The sequence below is a fragment of the Micromonospora yangpuensis genome (assembly GCF_900091615.1).
GTDB lineage: Bacteria > Actinomycetota > Actinomycetes > Mycobacteriales > Micromonosporaceae > Micromonospora > Micromonospora yangpuensis.
Genome location: NZ_FMIA01000002.1, coordinates 3,360,346 through 3,376,971, shown reverse-complemented (window position 1 = coordinate 3,376,971; position 16,626 = coordinate 3,360,346). Strand labels below are relative to the sequence as shown.

Below are 16,626 nucleotides of genomic sequence, written 5' to 3'. Positions count from 1 at the left end.
AAAAGGGCCATCACTCCGACCAACGCAGGCACCCGCAGGGCCCTGAGCCGGCCGAGAACTCCCGTTTTCGGACTCATCCCGGGACCTCTCTTCCAAGAGATTTGAGGCTGTGCGATCCGCCAAGCGGAACAGCGTTTCTGCACACTAAGCGCGGCTCGCCGGGAGTGTCAACGGCTCTGAGGTGCCGTTATGGACTCGTGAGCAGCCCATGCGGTACGTTCAGCGAAACGCCGTTCCGCTGAATGGATCGATTTCGTGTCATCTCGACCACCCGGCACCGGCGCCCTGCTCGCCGTGACCGCGCTCTCCGCGGTCGGTTCCTCCGGCTACGGAATGCTCGCCCCGGCGATGGCCGAACTGGCCGCCGCCTACCAGGTCGACGAGGCCGCCGTCGGACTGCTCCAGGGCGTCATCGCGGTACCCGGGATCGCCCTGACCGTGCTGCTGGGGGGCCTCTCCGACCGGGTCGGCCGGGGCCGGATGGCACTGTTCTGCCTGCTGCTGTTCGTCCTCGCGGGCACCGCCTGCGCGCTTGTCGACTCGTTCGGCGTCGCGGTCGCCCTGCGGGTGGTGCAGGGGATCGGCTTCGCCGGCCTGCTGACCATCCCGCCCACGGTGATCGCCGAGACCTTCACCGGCGCCGGCCGGCAACGGGCCCTGGCGGTGAACACCCTGGTCCTGACCACCGCCAGCACCCTCGGGCCGGTGGTCGGCGGGTTCGTGGCCAGCCTCGGCGACCCACGCAACGCGTTCTGGGCCTACGCCGTCGGGATTCTGCTGGTCCCCTCGACCATCCGGGTGCTCGGCCTGACCACCGGCCGGGCCACCACCCGGGGCGGCTCCCCACGCGTCCTGCCGGACCTGCGCCGGCAGGGCACCCTCGGCACCGCCCTCGGCGCCCTCTGCCTGACCACGGTCACCATCGTGCTGATGTCGGGCACCACCGCCGCCGTGCTCCCGCTGGCCCTGGAACGGGTGTTCGAGGTGCCACTGGCCGCCCGGGGCGTCTTCGTCGGCCTCGGCAACATCGGCAGCCTGGCCGCCTCGGCGATGCTGGCGGTGCTGGCCGGCCGGCTCGCCGACCGGTACACCGCCCTGGCCGGCCTGGGCCTCTGCGCCGCCGCCCTGCTGCTGGCCGCCGCCGCGCCCGCGCTCTGGGTGGTGGTGCTCAGCACCCTGCTGCTCGGGGTCGGGGTGGGCTGCGCCTACAACGCCGCGCTGCACCACGTCTCCCGGCAGCAGATCACCGGCCGGGGGGCGCTGATCGGTGCCTGGTCGGCCTCGTCCCGCCTCGGTCAGGCCACCGGTCCGGTGATCGGTGCGGTGCTGGTCGGCGCGGTCGGGCCGATGGCCGCCTTCGGCGTCAGCGGAATCGCCGCCGCCGCCATGGTGGCCGCGCTCGCCACCGCCGCCTACCTGACCACCCGCCGCCGCGCCTGAGCCACCGGCCGTCGGTCAGGTCGGCAGGTCGTACAGGCGCAGCGCGTTGTCGCGCAGCACCGCCGCCGCCGACTCCGCGCGCAACCCCAGCTCGGCGAACTCCCGCATGGCCCGCTCCGGGTCGATCACCGGGTAGTCGGTGCCGAAGAGCACCTTCTCCCGGCCGAAGGTGTTCATGAAGTGCACGAGCGTCTCCGGCCAGTGCTTCGGCGCGTACGCGTCGACCCCGATGTAGACGTTCGGGTGCTTGTAGGCGACCGCGATCATCTCCTCGGTCCACGGCCAGCCGATGTGGATCCCCACCAGCTTCAACTCGGGGAACTCGCAGGCCACCGTGTCCAGGGTGATCGGGCGGCCCACGCTACGCAGCGGCCGGGCGTCGTCGTAGCGCAGGCAGTGGCCCACCTGCAGCTGGATCGGGATGTCCAGCTCGGCGCACTTGGCGTAGATCGGGTAGTACCGCCGGTGGTCCGGCGGCAGGCCGAACCAGTGCGGGTAGGAGTGCGCCCCGACGAAGCCGTACTCGGTGACCGCCCGTTCCAGGTGCCGCAGCTCGGCCATGCCGGCGGTCGGGTCCAGCCCGACCAGGCCGCTGAACCGGTCCGGGTGCGCGGCCACCATCTCGGCGACCACCTCGATCTGCAGGTGGAAGCTGTTGACGTCGGTGACCGGGCCGAGCTTCGCGGCGATCAGGAACGACCGCTCGATGCCGGCCCGGTCCATCTTCGCCAGGTAGTCCTCGGTGGTGACGCCGGGCAGCCGGTCCCCCGCCCCGATCTTGCGACCGAGGAAGTCCTTGCTCCAGCCCGGGCGGGCGGCCACGATCTCGGGGGTGTACGGGTTGACGACCACGTCTATCACGCCTGTGGGCACTTGAGTCTCCTTCGGGTGCTGCGCGGAAGCCGGCTCAGCCGGTCGGGCGCCGGTCGATGAGCCGGCGGGGTTTGGCGTCGGCCGCCGGGTCGTAGATCTCGTCGGCGGCGGCCACCCGTACCTGCGGGGTCAGGTGGGCCAGCTCGCGGATGCGCTCGCGCACCGCCGAGGCCACCGGGTCCGGGTCGGCCCCGGCGACCGGGGCGAACTCCACCAGGATGCCGTCACCGGAGAACGTGTCACCCGGCTTACGGTGGTCGAGGATCACCCGGTACTCCGCGACGCCGGGCAGGTCCACCAGCGCGTCGCCGAGCACCCCGAGGTTGACCAGGGTGCCGTTGACCTTGACCAGGTCCTTGGTCCGCACCGGCTGGGAGACGATCCGCTCGGCGGTACGCCCACAGGACGGGCAGGTCTGCCGGGTGAGCGCCACCAGGTCGCCGACGGCGTACCGCAGGAAGGCGGTGCCCCGGGCCCGCAGGTGGCTGATCAGCAGCAGCCCGGTCTCCCCGTCGGGAAGCGGCTGGTGGGTGACCGGATCGACCACCGCCAGGTGCACCAGCTCCGGGGTCGGGTTGTGCCAGCCGTGCCCGTCCGCGCAGGCGATCATGCTCCAGCCCTCGGTGGAGCCGTACCGGTTGGCCACCCGGGCCTGCGGCGCGCCTACCGCCGACAACCGGGCCCGCAGGTCGTCCAGGCCGGCGTCGCTGGTCGCCTCCCCGGTGACGAAACACCACCGTACGCTGGGCAGCCGCAGCTGCCGTTCGGCGGCGCGGATGAGCACCCGGCGGACGAAGCCGGCCACCCCCCAGAGCACCGTGGCCCGGTGCGCGAGCACCAGGTCGATCGCCTCGTCCAGCCGCCGGTGCACCGGCCACGCCGCGCTGCCCCGGCCGGTGTGGCCCTGGAAGATGCTGGCCCCGACGGCCGCCGCCGTCCGGTCGGCCCGGATCCGCGCGCCCATCGGGAACGGCGTCAGCGGGAACAGGTTGGCGATCACGTCGGTGCTCTCCAGCCCCAGCATCCGGGCACAGCGCCGGGCGTGCAGCAGGTACGCCCAGTCGTCGCTGGTGGTGATGTAGAGCGGGGCGGGCGCGCCGCTGGTGGTGCCGGTGGTGTAGATCAGGTACGCCAGGGTCCGTTCCTCCACCGGCAGCCGGTCCGGCGGGGCCAACCGGAACGCCTCCGGGTCGGCCAGGAAGTCCTGCTTGCCGGTGACCGGCAGCCGGTCCAGGTCGGCCACGCCCCGCACCTGCCCCGGGTCGCCACCGGCGAGGACCTGCCGGTAGTAGGGATGGTGCCGGGCGAGCAGCTGGACCTGCTCGGCGACGAGCGGATCACGAAGCCGTTGGACCTCGGCGGGATCCGCGTAGAGCAACGAGTCGCCCGAGAGGTCGAGCGTGGAGTGCACCGGCACCGACGATCCCTTCCCGGGGGCCCTCGCCCCCGTGCTACGGCCTCACCGCCCGATCGGCGGCGCCGTCCCGTTCTCCCGGTGACCCAGCTGGGCCGAGAGCTTGCGTACCGCCTCCAGCAGCGCCTGCGCGGCGGCGTCGATCTTCGGCTCGAAGCGCTTGAGCGGCCCGCAGACGCTCACCGCGGCGATCGGCGTACCCCGGTGGTCGAAGACCGGGGCGGCCACCGACGCGGCGTCCTCCTGCCGCTCGCCCAGCGAGCGGGCGTAGCCCCGTTCCCGGACCAGCCGCAGCTCCGTGCGCAGCTCGTCGGGGTCGGTGATGGTGCTCGGGGTGCGTCGCTGCAGCGGCCCGCTGGACAGGTACGCCTCCTGCTCGTCGGGGTCGAGGAAGGCCAGCAGCGCCTTGGACGACGAGCCCGCGTGCAGCGGGTAGGGGTGGCCCAGCTGCACCGACATCCGGATGTCGGTCGACGGGGTCTCCTGGTCGATGTAGACCCGGGTCCAGCCGCTGCGGATGGAGAGCGTGGAGGTCTCCTGGGTGGCCGCCACCAGCTCGTGCAGGATCGGCTGGGCCAGCCGGCGTACGTCGATGCCGTCCAGGTAGGTCAGGCCGAGCTTCAACGCCGCCGGACCCAGGGCGTACCGGCGGGTCTGTGCCTCGATCTGGATGAAGTCCTTCTCCAGCAGGGTCGACAGGATCCGGTGCACCACCGCCTTGGACAACCCGAGCGCCTTGGAGATCTCGGTGACCCCGAGGGTCGACTCGTTGCGCTCGGTGAAGAGCGTCAGCACGTCCATCGCCCGACCCACGGTGAGAATCGTCTTGCTGGTGTCGCTCACTGGAAGCCCCTCCACGACCGGATCCGACCCGCGTCCTCGCGGGCGCGGCGCACGGAATCGTACGCTCGCACCGTAGTCGTTCCTCATCGTGGAACACCGTCGGCGGCGGTCAGCGCGCCGAGAAGGTCGTCGATACTGGGTGCGTCGGGCAGCGCCCGGGCGGCCGCGGCGATCGCCTCGACCCGCTCGGCCGGCAGCACCCGGGCGGCGTTGTCCCGGAACTTGCCGGCCACCTCGTCGTCGGAGAGCGGCCGCTCGGAACCGCCCCGGTTGGCCAGCACCGCCTCCTCCAGCCAGGTGCCGTCGTGGGTGCGTACCCGCAGCACCGCCGGGAACTGGTTCGGGAAGATCGCGTCGCAGCGCGCGTCGGCGACCACGGTGACCCGTCCCATCAGCTCCCGGCGCACCGGGTCACGGGCCAGCTCGTCGGTGAAGTCGTCCAGGCCGAGCCCCAGCCCACCACCGCCGAGCAGCGCCGCCGCGATGGTGTACGGGCCGGAGAACTGCGCCTGGTACCCGGTCTCCGGGGCCTGCTTGACCGCCAGCGGCTCACCGATGGTGCGGACCGTCGCGGTGGGCACCCCGAGTTCCACGGCGGCCACGTCGGCCGCCCGCAGGCCGCGTTCGCGCAACGCGATCGCCGCGTCGATGCCGGCGTGGGTGAAGTGGTTCGCCGGGTACGGCTTGAAGAAGATCCCCGGCACCTCCCAGCGTCGACCAAGCCCCTCGGTCACCGCCTCGGCGTCGAACTCGCCACCGAGGAACGCCTGGAACAGCCCGAACCGGCCCTCCAACAGGGTTTCCGGCCCGGTGAACCCGCGCTGGGCCAACTGCGCGGCCCAGACCCCGGCGTGCGCGGCCCAGCCGCAGTGCATCCGCTTGACCGTACCGCCGGTGCGGTTGCCCTCGATGATCCCGGAGGCCATGCTCGCCGCGATGCCCAGCGCGTGCAGGATCCCGTCGGCGTCCAGCCGGTACAGCTTCGCGGCGGCGGCGGCCGAGCCGAGCGCCCCGCACAGCGAGGTGGCGTGCTGACCCCGCTCGAAGTACCTGTTGACGCCGGAGGCCCGGTCGTAGCCGGCCATCCCCACCCGGACACAGATCTCCAGGCCGACCGCGATCGCCGCGGTGACCTGCGCGCCGTCCGCGCCGACCTCGTCGCCGGCGGCGAGCGCGGCCGGCACCACGCTGGCGCTGGGGTGCAGCACCGACGGCAGGTGGGTGTCGTCGTAGTCCAGCGAGTGGGCCAGCACGCCGTGCACCAGGGCCGCCTCGCTGGCCGGCACCCGACCGGTCAGCCCGATCGCCCGCGCCGCCGGCCGGCCGCCGCGCTCACGGGCCAGCTCGATCACCGCGGCGCTGGTCGGCAGGCTGGTGGCCGCGACCGCGATGCCGAGGATGTCCAGTACGCGTTGCGCCACGCTGCGGGTCACCGCCTCGGGCAGGGGTCGCCCGCCCGGTCCGTACGCCGCGGCGAACTCGGCAAGCTGCCGCCCGAGCGTCGCGGCCGACTGGTCCGGGGTGTGCTGCCCGATGGCCGTGGCCTGCCCGGTGGCCGGCTGGTTCTGGGTGGCGGTCACGCGCCGACCACCGCGAGCGGGCGGACCGGGCTGCCGGTGGCGCCGACAATGGCCAGGTGGGCCAGGATCAGGGTGAACTCGTGCACCTCGGCGGCGGCCAGCTCCTCCAGGGCCATCGCCTCGATCAGGTTGATCCCGTGCTCGACCAGCAGCACCCGGTGGGCCGGCAGCAGGGCGTGCCCCGCCCCCGCGCTGAGCCGCTCGAAGGCGATGGTGTCCGCACCGGCCAGCCGGGCCCGCTGGGCGGCGATCCACTGTGCGCCGGCCTCGCCGACCCCGGGTACCCCGGTGTGGTGGCCGATGTAGGCGTCCCGGTCGTCGTAGCGGCTGCCCCACCCGGAGCGGATCAGCACCACGTCGCCCGGTCGTACCGGGGTGCCCTGCCGCTCGACGGCCCGGTCCAGGTCGGCCGGGGTGATCTCGTAGGCCGGTTCGAGCGTCGCCACGCCGAGCGCCGCCGGCACGTCCAGCAGCACCGCCCGCCCCACCAGCGGGGGCAGCTGGTCGATCGCGCCGGAGTCGAACCGGCCGCCGGTCTGGGCCTGCTTCGCGTCGCCACCGCCGTGCAGCCGGTCGTCGACCGCGACGTGGGCCAGCGCGTCGATGTGGGTGCCCACGTGGGTGCCCATCGAGATCAGGTCGTTGGCGGCGGACATCCCGTCGGCCCGGTAGCTGTCGCCGTGCCGGCGCGGCAGGGTGTGCCAGAACGGCGGGTGGTTCGGCGACTGGGGCATCCCGATCCGCAGCGGCCGGCCCAGGTCGAACACCCGCACTCCGGCCAGGACGGCGTCGAGCAGCAGGTCACCCCCGCGCTCGGCCAGCACTGTCTCCACGGTCATCGCACAACTCCCCGCTGTCGAAGTTCGGCCAACCGGTCCGCGTCGAGGCCCAGCTCGTCGCCGAGCACCTCGTCGGTGTCGGCCCCGATCGGCCGGCCGGTGAAACGGATCTCGCCGGGGGTGCCGGCCATCCGGTACAGCACGTTCTGCATCCGGATGCTGCCCAGCTCCGGGTCGTCGACCTTCGTGATCATGTCCAGGGCGCGTACCTGCGGGTCGTCGAGCAGCTCGTCCGGGGCGTACACCGGGGCCACCGCCGCGCCGGCCGCCGCGAAGGCGTCGGAGACCTCGTCCCGGGTACGCGCGCCGATCCAGTCGGCCACATAGGAGTCGAGCTGGTCGGCGTGGGCGGCCCGGCCGCCGCCGGTGGCGAACCACGGCTCGGCGATCACCTCGGGATGCCCGACCAGCGTCATGACCCGCTCGGCGATCGAGGTCGCCGAGGTGGAGATGGCCACCCACCGGTCGTCGCTGGTGCGGTAGGTGTTGCGGGGGGCGTTGTTCAGCGACCGGTTGCCGGTACGCTGCTGGACCACCCCGAGCTGGTCGACGTAGATGACGCTCGGGCCGACCGCCGTCATGATCGGTTCCAGGATGTCGAGGTCGATCTCCTGCCCGCGACCGTCGCCGGTGGCCCGGGCGTAGAGCGCCATCATCACCGCCGACGCGCCGGTGATCCCGGCGATCGAGTCGGCCAGGCCGAACGCGGGCAGCGTCGGCGGGCCGTCCGGCTCACCGGTCAGGTGGGCGAAGCCACTCATCGACTCGGCGAGGGTGCCGAACCCGGGCCGGGCCGCGTACGGCCCGGTCTGGCCGAACCCGGTGACCCGCAGCAGCACCAGGCCCGGGTTCAGCTCCCGCAGCCGCTCCGGGCCCAGGCCCCACTTCTCCAGCGTGCCGGGGCGGAAGTTCTCCACCACCACGTCGGCGGTACGCACCAGCTCACGGAAGACGTCCTGCCCCTCGGCGTCACCGAGGTACAGCCCGACGGTGCGCTTGTTGCGGCTGATCATCTTCCACCACAGGCCGACGCCGTCCTTGGCCAAACCGTGGCCCCGCATGCCGTCGCCGTGCCGCGGATGCTCGATCTTGATCACGTCGGCACCGAAGTCGCCGAGGATCTGGCAGGTCATCGGACCAGCCAGGATCGTCGACACGTCGAGGACGCGGATACCGTCGAGCACCCGTCGGCTGCGTGACTCCTGCCCGCCCACTCGATCCCACTCTCGTCACGTTCACCGACCGGAGGAGCCGGCGGCCTGTTCCGTTGATAGGAACGGCGTTCCTGCACCGTACCCACCCACGCGCCAACTGGTCAAGAAACCCCGATCCACCAGGCGAACCCCCGTTCCACCCCGGGGTAAGGAAGGGCCCCCTGTTAACGCATTCGGTCGAGAGGGTCACCCCTCTCACAGGAGCCGGCGCTCAGTGCGCGGGGCAGTCGGCGCAACTGGGACAGGCCGGGTCCCTGATGGGCTTGACGAAGATCGGGCCGCCAGGCAACAGGAAAGCGCGCAAGGCCCGGGAAACGCCCGGGACGCCGGACCGAGGGGCGCAAGGACAGCCGGACCGAAGAGCACACGAGCGAAGGGGCACAACGGCGCAGGGGCGCGGAGCCGAGGAGCGCGGGATGTGCGACCGGAGAAGCGCGGGAGTGCGGGAACACACAAGGCCGGGGGCGCACCGAGCCTCCGGACCAGCCTTGATCGACTCGGTTGTGCCGAAATGGCGGTGTCCGAGGCAGTTCGATACCGCCACATCGGCACAACCGAGTCGATCAACCACCCCGTCCAGGCCCGGCACTCGCCACCCGGCACTCGCCACCCGGCACCTCACCCGGCCGCCGTCGCCGGGACGGACCGGGCAGCCGGGAGCCCGGGACGAGCCGGGGTGACGCAGTCAGCAGGCGAGGTTCCGACCGCACCCCCGCTGCGGGCAGGGGCCGTGCGGGACAACGGTCAGGAGGGGGTGGGGTCGTCCTGACGGTGCTGGGTGATCCGGTCGAGGTGACCGGCCAACTCGTCGGTGAGCAACAGGTCCGACCGGGTCTGCTCGTCCGGGTAGGCCGCCCGACCGACCATGTGGGCGGCCACCGGTGCCGTGGCGAGCTGGAACACGCCGACCAGGACGAGGGTGGTGATGTCCACTCCGCTACGCAGCCGCAGCGCACAGCCGATCAGCACCAGCAGCAGGCCGAGCACCTGCGGCTTGGCCGCCGCGTGCATCCGGGAGAACAGGTCGGGGAACCGGACCAGGGCAACTCCGGCGGCCAGGCAGAGCACCGCGCCCGCGATCAGGAAGACCGCGGCGGCGATGTCGAGGACGGCGTCGACGCTCATACCGTCACCTCGCTACGCTCGACACCGGCATGGCCCGCGGCGTTGACGACTCGCTCGACAAGCGCGCTCATACCGTCACCTCGCTACGCTCGACACCAGCATGGCCCGCGGCGTCGGCGGCTCGCTCGCCCAGACCGCCACCCTGCCACGGCGAACGCCGGCACGGACCAACGGCAGCGGTGATTCGCCCGCGACGCCCGTTCATCGCTTCTCGTTCTTCCGGGGGGCGAACCGGGCCACGCTGACCGAGCCGACGAAGCCGAGAATGGCCAGTACGACCAGCACCGGCAGTGAGGTGGCGTCCTGGCTGTACGCGGCCCTCATCGCGATGCCGGCGACCATGACGGCCAGCAGCACGTCGGTGGCGACCGCCCGGTCGAGGGTGGACGGTCCACGCATCAGCCGGAACAGGGTGAGCGCACCGGCCACCGCGAGCAGGACGGTGACGATCACGGCGACCACGGTCATCTGGGGGCTCCTTCCGCATCGGCGGGGGCGGAAACATCAGCATCGGAGGAATCGGCGTCGGCGGAGTCCGCACCAGCGGGACCCGCACCGGTGCGCTCGGCACCGGCGGCGTCGACGGCGGAGGGATCCGCGGCGGACGCCGGGGCGAGGGGTGGGGGTGGCAGCGCCAGCAGACGTTGCTCCTCCGGCGAGCCGACGGCGGCGACGATCCGGGCCTCCAGCTCCAGGACGCTGCGGCGGAACCGTTCCACCTCGTCCATGTCGCGCACGTTGATGACGTGCACGTAGAGGGTGCCGGTGCTCGGGTCGACCTCGAGGATCAGGCTACCGGGCACCAGGGACAGCGCCTCGGCGGTGAGGGTGAGGTTCAGGTCCGAGTTGACCCGCAGCGGCACCGCGATGATCGCGCTCTGCGGCGTGTGCCCGATCCGGAACGCCAACCAGGCGACCTCCACGCTGGCCACCACCAGGTCCCACAGGAAGCGTAGCCAGAACCGCAGCAGCGGTACCGGTCGGATCCGGCCGGAGAACTTCACCGGCGGCAGCGGGAACACGGCCAGCACCACCAGTGCGACGACCAGGCCACCGATGATGTTGGCCCAGCTGAGCGTGCCCCAGAGCAGCACCCAGACGGCGACCAGCCCGAAGAGTGCCACCAACCGGTTACGGCGGCTGTCCCGGGGGGTCAGCGGCGGGTTCGGCTCGTCGATCTGCTCCCGCGCGGTGGTCGGTTCGGGGCTCACGGCGTACCCCCCGGGTAGACGGCTTCCACGTACGGTACGCGCCGCAGCAGGTCGTCGGCGGCGTCGGTGCTGACCTCGAAGAGCGGGCCGGCCACCACCGTCAAGGCCAGCCCGAGCACCACCAGGGCGATGGTCGGGGCGACCATCAGCCGGGGCATCATCGCCCCGGAGTACGACGACTCCGGCTCCTGGTCGGGCTCGATGGCCCCCTCGGAGCGGCTGGTGTGCACGGTGTCCTGCGGACCGGGCATGTCCGGGTGCGGTGCCCGCCAGAACGCGAGGTTCCACACCCGGGCGGTGGCGTAGAGGGTGAGCAGGCTGGTCAGCAGACCACCGGCGACCAACGCCCAGGCCAGCGGGCCGCCGTCGGCGACTCCGGCCTGGATCAGGCCGACCTTGCCGAGGAAGCCGGAGAACGGTGGGATGCCGGCCAGGTTGAGCGCGGGGACGAAGAACAGCACCCCGAGCAGCGGCGAGAGTCGGGCCAGCCCGCCCAGGCGGTCCATGGCGGTGCTGCCGCCGCGTCTCTCGACCAGCCCGGCGGCGAGGAAGAGGGTGGTCTGGATGGTGATGTGGTGGACCACGTAGAAGATCGCCGCGGAGAGCCCGATGGTGCTGGCCAGCCCCACCCCGAAGAGCATGTAGCCGATGTGACTGATCAGGGTGAAGGACAGCAACCGTTTTATGTCGGACTGGGCGACCGCGCCGAGAATGCCGACCACCATTGTCAACAGCGCCACGACCAGCAGCAGGTCGGCGGCGCGCCCACCCGGGAAGAGCAGCGTCTCGGTCCGGATGATCGCGTACACGCCGACCTTGGTCAGCAGGCCGGCGAAGACGGCGGTGACCGGTGCCGGCGCGGTGGGGTAGCTGTCCGGCAGCCAGGCCGACAGCGGGAAGACCGCGGCCTTGATGCCGAAGGCGAGCAGCAGCATGCCCTGCAGCACCAGCCGTAGGTTGTCCGGCAGTGCGTCGAGCCGGTCGACCAGTTGGGCGAGGTTCAGCGTGCCGGTCGAGGCGTAGACCAGGCCGATCGCGACCAGGAAGATCAACGACGAGAGCAGGCTGACCACGACGTACGTGGTGCCGGCCCGGATCCGGTTCTCGGTGCTGCCCAGGGTGAGCAGCACGTAGCTGGCGACCAGCAGGATCTCGAAGCCGACGTAAAGGTTGAACAGGTCGCCGGAGAGGAACGCGTTGCAGACTCCGGCGGTCAGCACCAGGTAGGTGGGGTGGTAGACCGACATCGGCGTCTCCTCGTCGCCGTCGGCCATACCCTGCCCGATCGAGTAGATCAGCACGCAGAGCGTCACCGAGGCGGAGACGACAAGCATCAGCGCGGCGAGTTGGTCGGCGACCAGCACGATGCCCAGCGGCGCGGCCCAGCCGCCGACCGCCACCACCAGCGGCCCGTTGAGCGTGGACTGGACCAGCAGCATCGCGGCCACCGCGACGGTGGCGGTGAGCACGGTGAGGCTGACCAGCCGTTGCGCCCGGGGACGGCCGGCGAGCAGGAGGGTGAGGGCCGCACCGAGCAGCGGCATCACCACCGGCAGGGGAACGAGGTAGGTCATCCGGGCCTCCGGGCGTCGCCAGTCGCCGTTGCCGTCGGGCGGTCGGTGCCGCCGGTCGACCGCCGGTCGTTGTCGTCACCGATCGGGTCGAGTACGTCCAGGTCGTCCTCGTCGCTCTCGCCGACGTCGGCGGTGCCGGGCCCCTCGTCCCGGTCGGCGAGCTCCATGATCCGGCGGTCCTCCACGTCGTCCTGCACCTCGTCGTGGCCGACCAGGTGCCAGCTGCGGTAGGCCAGCGCCAGCAGGAAGGCGGTCATGCCGAGGGTGATGACGATGGCGGTGAGCACCATCGCCTGGGGCAGCGGGTCGCTCATCTCGTCTTCCGGGGTGGTGCCCACGATCGGTGCCCCGCCGGCCTGGCCACCGGTGAGCAGCAGCAGGTTGGCACCGTTGCCGAGCAGGATGACGCCCATCAGGACCCGGGTGAGGCTGCGTTCCAGCAGCAGGGTCACGCCGGCGGCGAAGAGCACACCGACCACGAGGACGTAGGTCAGGTTCGGGGTCATACCAGCTCCTTCGTCCGTGAGTCGGCCTGCTCCGCCTCGCTCTGCCGGTCCATCTCCGCGCCCAGGCTGCGCAGGATGTCCAGCACCAGCCCGACCACGATCAGGTACACCCCGACGTCGAAGAAGACCGACGTGACGAAGTGGACCTTGCCGAGCACGGGTACGTAGAGGTCGAGCACCGCGGTCTGCAGGAACTCCCCGCCCAGCAGCAGCGCGGTCAGGCCGGTGCCCACCGCGATGAACAGGCCGGCGCCCAGCAGCGCACCGGCGTCCACCGGCGCGGCGGCGTTCAGCTCCTTGCGCCCGCCGGCGAGGTACCGCACGGCCAGCGCGAGACCGGCGACCAACCCGGCGGCGAACCCGCCACCCGGGGCGTTGTGGCCGGAGAAGAGCAGATAGACCGAGAAGAGCGCGATGGCGTGGAACAGCAGCCGGGTGACCACCTGCAGGATGATCGACCGGCGGCGCAGGTCTCCCCCGGCGCCGGTCCGCAGCCAGCGCGGCCCGGCGGACTCCGCCGCGGCCCGCGCGTGCGGGATGCCCTTGCGCTGGTCGAGTTCCCGGGTCCGGCGGAAGATCAGGCTGGCCACCCCGGTGGCGGCCACCACGAGCACGGCGATCTCACCCATGGTGTCCCAGGCCCGGATGTCGACCAGGGTCACGTTGACCACGTTCTTACCGCCGCCGTAGGAGACCGCCTCGCCGGGGAAGTCGACCGAGATGGGAATGGCCTGCCGGCTGGCCGCCGCGACGTAGGCCATGCCGGCGGTCACCGCGCCCACCGCGACGCCGATCGCGATGCGACCCCGTCGGCTGGCCCGGATCGGACGCTCGGAGAACTTCGCCGGCAGTCGGCGCAGCACCAGCACGAACATGGCGATGGTGACGGTCTCCACCAGGAACTGGGTGAGCGCCAGGTCCGGCGCGCCGTGCAGGATGAACAGCAGCGCGGTGCCGTACCCGGCGACCCCGACCAGGATCATCGCGGTCAGCCGGCGCAGCGCCCGCGCGGCGGAGATCGCCGCGACGATGATCACCGCGGCGGCGACGGCCTGCAACGGGGTGTCCCAGAGCTTGAAGTTCGTCGGCCAGGGGCTGCCGGCCAGCAGGGCACCGCCGGGCAGGACCACCAGCACGACCAGGATCACACCGAGGTAGAACGGCAGCGAACCACGTTGGGTGGCACCGGTCAGCTCCACCGCCAGGCGGTCCACCCCGCTGTTGACCCGCTGGTAGACCGAGGCGCCGTCGAAGGGCAGCCGCAGCGCGGGGTGCAGCCGGTACCGGTAGACCAGGTAGAACAGCCCGGCACCGCCGGCCACCGCCAGCACCGACAGGCCGAGGGCGAGCGTGGGCCCGTGCCAGAGCGCCAGGTGGTAGCCCTCACCCGTGCTCGGGTACTGGTCGGCGTGCGGGGCCAGCACCTGGTCGATCGCGGGCGCGAGCACCCCGGTGGCCAGGCCGGCCACCGCGAGCAACGCCGGTGGGGTCAGGAACGCCCAGTCGAGCCGACCCGGCTCGGTCGGCGCGACGCCGGGCTTCGCGGCGAAGGCGCCCCAGAGGAACCGCAACGTGTACGCCACGGTCAGCGCCGAGCCGAGGACCAGGCCCACCAGTACGATCCGGTCGGCTCCGCTGCCGTGCAGGAAGCCTTCGAAGGCCGCCTCCTTGGCCACGAAACCCGCCATCGGCGGCAGACCGCCCATCGAGGCGGCCGCCAGCGTGGCCACCACCGCCAGGGCGGGTAGCCGACGGCCGAGGCCACTGAGCTCGCGCAGGTCGCGGGTGCCGGTGACGTGGTCGACGATCCCGACCACGAGGAAGAGGGTGGCCTTGAACAGCGCGTGGGCCAGGACCATCGCCACGCCGGCCAGCGCGGTGTCCCGGGTGCCGGCACCGAGCACCACCATCAGCAGACCGAGTTGGCTGACCGTGCCGTAGGCCAGCAGCAGCTTGAGGTCGACCTGCCGCAGTGCCGCCCAGGCGCCGAGGAACATGGTGATCAGGCCGCCGACCAGCAGCATCGTGCGCCACGAGGCGACTCCGGCGACCGCCGGTCCCATCAGGGCGACCAGGAAGACCCCGGCCTTGACCATGGCGGCGGCGTGCAGGTAGGCGCTGACCGGGGTGGGCGCGGCCATCGCCCCCGGCAACCAGAAGCTGAACGGGAAGATGGCCGACTTGCTGAGCGCGCCGAGCAGCACCAGAACCAGGGCGACGGCGAGGTAGCCGCCGTCGGGGAGGTTCTGGGCGACCTCGGACCACCGGTAGGTGCCGGCGTGCTGGCCGAGCATGATGAACCCGGCGAGCATCGCCAGACCGCCGAGGGTGGTGACCAGCAGCGCCTGCATGGCGGCCCGGCGAGCGGAGCGCTTGGCCGGGTCGTACCCGATCAGCAGATAGGAGAAGACGGTGGTCAACTCCCAGAAGACGTAGAGCAGCAGCAGGTCGTCGGAGACCACCAGGCCGAGCATCGCTCCACCGAAGGCGACGAAGACCGCGGCGAAGCGTCCCAGCCCCGGGTCGCCGGCGGAGAAGTACCGGGCGCTGTAGGCCAGCACCAGCGCGCCGACGCCGCCGACGAGCAGCACCATCAGCCAGCTCAGGGTGCCCATCCGCAGGGCGATCTCCAGACCGAGCTGCGGCACCCAGGGCACCGTCTCGACCACCGGGTCCCCGCCGCGGACCTGGGCGGTGTGGGTCAACGCCCACCCCAGGGTCACGGCCGGGGGCAATGCCACCAGGTACAGCGCCCGCGGTCCCCACCTGCGCACCAGCGCCGGGGCGACCACGGCTGCGAGCGCATGGACCGCCACCAGGACCAGCACACAACCTCCCCAGAGATCAACAGACGGTCCACCTACCCTACCGGGGTACCCGGTTAACTGCACAGCTCGTGACCCTGCTCATCGGCGAAGTGGGGACACATGTCACAAGATCGTCTGGTCACCGGACCCTCGCCGGCACCGGCCGGAGGTCGACGTCCACCGACGGCTCACCCCGTATTCATAAGTTGTCCACATCCGGCACACAGACAACACGGATTGGCTTGTCGCCTGACCTCGTCCACCTCCGAGATCGGCGCGACACCATGCCCCTTCCGCTTCGCCCACCTCCCGTACCGGTCGCCGCTGCGGACCGACCACCGCGGTCGTCCGGTGGCCCCCCGACGGCCGGCACCGACCGGGCCGGCCACGCCCTGCGCGCGCCGAGCCGGTTGCACTCCTTCAACCGGTACGAGATCAAGTACCTGGTGCCCAGCGTCGACGTGCCGGCGTTGCGCGAGGTGCTGGCCGGCCGGATGGACGGCGACCAGCACGGTGGCACCGGCGGGTACGGGGTCTGGAGCCTCTACTACGACACCCCGCAGCTGCGCTTCTACTGGGAGAAGATCGAGGGGCTGAAGTTCCGTCGCAAGCTGCGGGTACGGCACTACGGCGACCGCTTCGGCATCACCGACGACAGCACCGTCTACGTCGAGATCAAGCAGCGGGTCAACCGGGTCACCCAGAAACGACGGGTGGCCCTGCCCTACCGGCTGGCCCGGGAGCTCTGCGACGGCCGCCGGATGATCGAGCACGACGAGTCCCAGCGCGGCTTCGTCTCCGAGGTGCTCGAGCTGGTGAGCGGGCTGGACCTGCGACCGGTCGCGATGACCGGCTACCAGCGGGAGGCGTTCGTCGGCCGCGACGCCGACGTGGGCCTGCGGGTCACCCTGGACCACCGGGTCCGGGGCCGGGACCGGGACTTCCACCTGGGCGCCGACGCCGAGAACCGGCTGATCGTGCCGGCCACCCGCGCGGTCGTGGAGATCAAGGCCAACGAGCGGGTGCCGTACTGGCTGACCGACCTCGCCGCCCGGTCGAACATGTCGGTGGTCCGGATGTCCAAGTACTGCCAGAGCGTGGAGGCCTTCGGCCGCGCCCCCCGTTCGGTCTTCCACGTCGTCGACGACGACCCCGCCGCCGGCCTGTCGCCGAGCCCTATCCGAAACGAGGCCTGATCCA

The 16,626-nt window shown here is 71.9% G+C and carries 14 protein-coding genes; 2 read left to right on the top strand and 12 right to left on the bottom strand.

Going from position 1 to position 16,626, the window contains the following annotated elements; translation table 11 throughout:
- Positions 1-255 precede the first annotated feature (255 nt).
- Positions 256-1,440 carry an MFS transporter gene (locus tag GA0070617_RS15185; RefSeq protein WP_139135677.1) on the top strand — a complete coding sequence of 395 codons (1,185 nt, stop codon included), beginning with the start codon at positions 256-258 and terminating at the stop codon, positions 1,438-1,440.
- 15 nt (positions 1,441-1,455) lie between these two features.
- Here the strand turns inward: GA0070617_RS15185 and GA0070617_RS15180 are convergent, their stop codons facing one another.
- The 12 genes from GA0070617_RS15180 to GA0070617_RS15125 form a co-directional block, all read right to left on the bottom strand.
- Entirely contained in the window at positions 1,456-2,313 is an 858-nt protein-coding gene (locus GA0070617_RS15180) for an amidohydrolase family protein (RefSeq protein ID WP_091438098.1), read from the bottom strand.
- A gap of 34 nt (positions 2,314-2,347) precedes the next feature.
- Positions 2,348-3,730: a phenylacetate--CoA ligase family protein gene (locus GA0070617_RS15175; protein WP_091438095.1), complete on the bottom strand. Its 1,383-nt coding sequence runs from the start codon at positions 3,728-3,730 to the stop codon at positions 2,348-2,350.
- 42 nt (positions 3,731-3,772) lie between these two features.
- Entirely contained in the window at positions 3,773-4,570 is a 798-nt protein-coding gene (locus GA0070617_RS15170; protein ID WP_229688357.1) for an IclR family transcriptional regulator, read from the bottom strand.
- An 83-nt stretch (positions 4,571-4,653) separates the two neighbouring features.
- Entirely contained in the window at positions 4,654-6,150 is a 1,497-nt protein-coding gene (locus GA0070617_RS15165; protein WP_229688358.1) for an MmgE/PrpD family protein, read from the bottom strand.
- Positions 6,147-6,989 carry a cyclase family protein gene (locus tag GA0070617_RS15160; RefSeq protein WP_091438088.1) on the bottom strand — a complete coding sequence of 281 codons (843 nt, stop codon included), beginning with the start codon at positions 6,987-6,989 and terminating at the stop codon, positions 6,147-6,149. Before GA0070617_RS15160 ends, GA0070617_RS15165 begins: the two co-directional genes overlap by 4 nt.
- Positions 6,986-8,203: a CaiB/BaiF CoA transferase family protein gene (locus tag GA0070617_RS15155; protein WP_091438084.1), complete on the bottom strand. Its 1,218-nt coding sequence runs from the start codon at positions 8,201-8,203 to the stop codon at positions 6,986-6,988. The genes GA0070617_RS15160 and GA0070617_RS15155 overlap by 4 nt, the downstream gene beginning before the upstream one ends.
- A gap of 744 nt (positions 8,204-8,947) precedes the next feature.
- On the bottom strand, positions 8,948-9,328 hold the full coding sequence (gene mnhG / locus GA0070617_RS15150) for a monovalent cation/H(+) antiporter subunit G (protein ID WP_091438079.1): 381 nt from the start codon (positions 9,326-9,328) through the stop codon (positions 8,948-8,950).
- Between the two features lie 201 nt (positions 9,329-9,529).
- Positions 9,530-9,796 carry a monovalent cation/H+ antiporter complex subunit F gene (locus tag GA0070617_RS15145; RefSeq protein ID WP_091438076.1) on the bottom strand — a complete coding sequence of 89 codons (267 nt, stop codon included), beginning with the start codon at positions 9,794-9,796 and terminating at the stop codon, positions 9,530-9,532.
- On the bottom strand, positions 9,793-10,539 hold the full coding sequence (locus GA0070617_RS15140) for a Na+/H+ antiporter subunit E (RefSeq protein WP_229688359.1): 747 nt from the start codon (positions 10,537-10,539) through the stop codon (positions 9,793-9,795). The genes GA0070617_RS15145 and GA0070617_RS15140 overlap by 4 nt, the downstream gene beginning before the upstream one ends.
- Positions 10,536-12,113 carry a Na+/H+ antiporter subunit D gene (locus tag GA0070617_RS15135; protein WP_091438073.1) on the bottom strand — a complete coding sequence of 526 codons (1,578 nt, stop codon included), beginning with the start codon at positions 12,111-12,113 and terminating at the stop codon, positions 10,536-10,538. The genes GA0070617_RS15140 and GA0070617_RS15135 overlap by 4 nt, the downstream gene beginning before the upstream one ends.
- On the bottom strand, positions 12,110-12,619 hold the full coding sequence (locus GA0070617_RS15130) for a Na(+)/H(+) antiporter subunit C (RefSeq protein WP_229688360.1): 510 nt from the start codon (positions 12,617-12,619) through the stop codon (positions 12,110-12,112). The genes GA0070617_RS15135 and GA0070617_RS15130 overlap by 4 nt, the downstream gene beginning before the upstream one ends.
- Positions 12,616-15,447, bottom strand: a complete 2,832-nt coding sequence (locus GA0070617_RS15125) for a Na+/H+ antiporter subunit A (protein ID WP_091438070.1) — start codon at positions 15,445-15,447, stop codon at positions 12,616-12,618. The genes GA0070617_RS15130 and GA0070617_RS15125 overlap by 4 nt, the downstream gene beginning before the upstream one ends.
- A gap of 263 nt (positions 15,448-15,710) precedes the next feature.
- Here GA0070617_RS15125 and GA0070617_RS15120 point away from each other — a divergent pair, with 263 nt between their 5' ends.
- Positions 15,711-16,622, top strand: a complete 912-nt coding sequence (locus GA0070617_RS15120) for a polyphosphate polymerase domain-containing protein (RefSeq protein ID WP_139135676.1) — start codon at positions 15,711-15,713, stop codon at positions 16,620-16,622.
- The last annotated feature ends 4 nt before the right edge of the window (positions 16,623-16,626 follow it).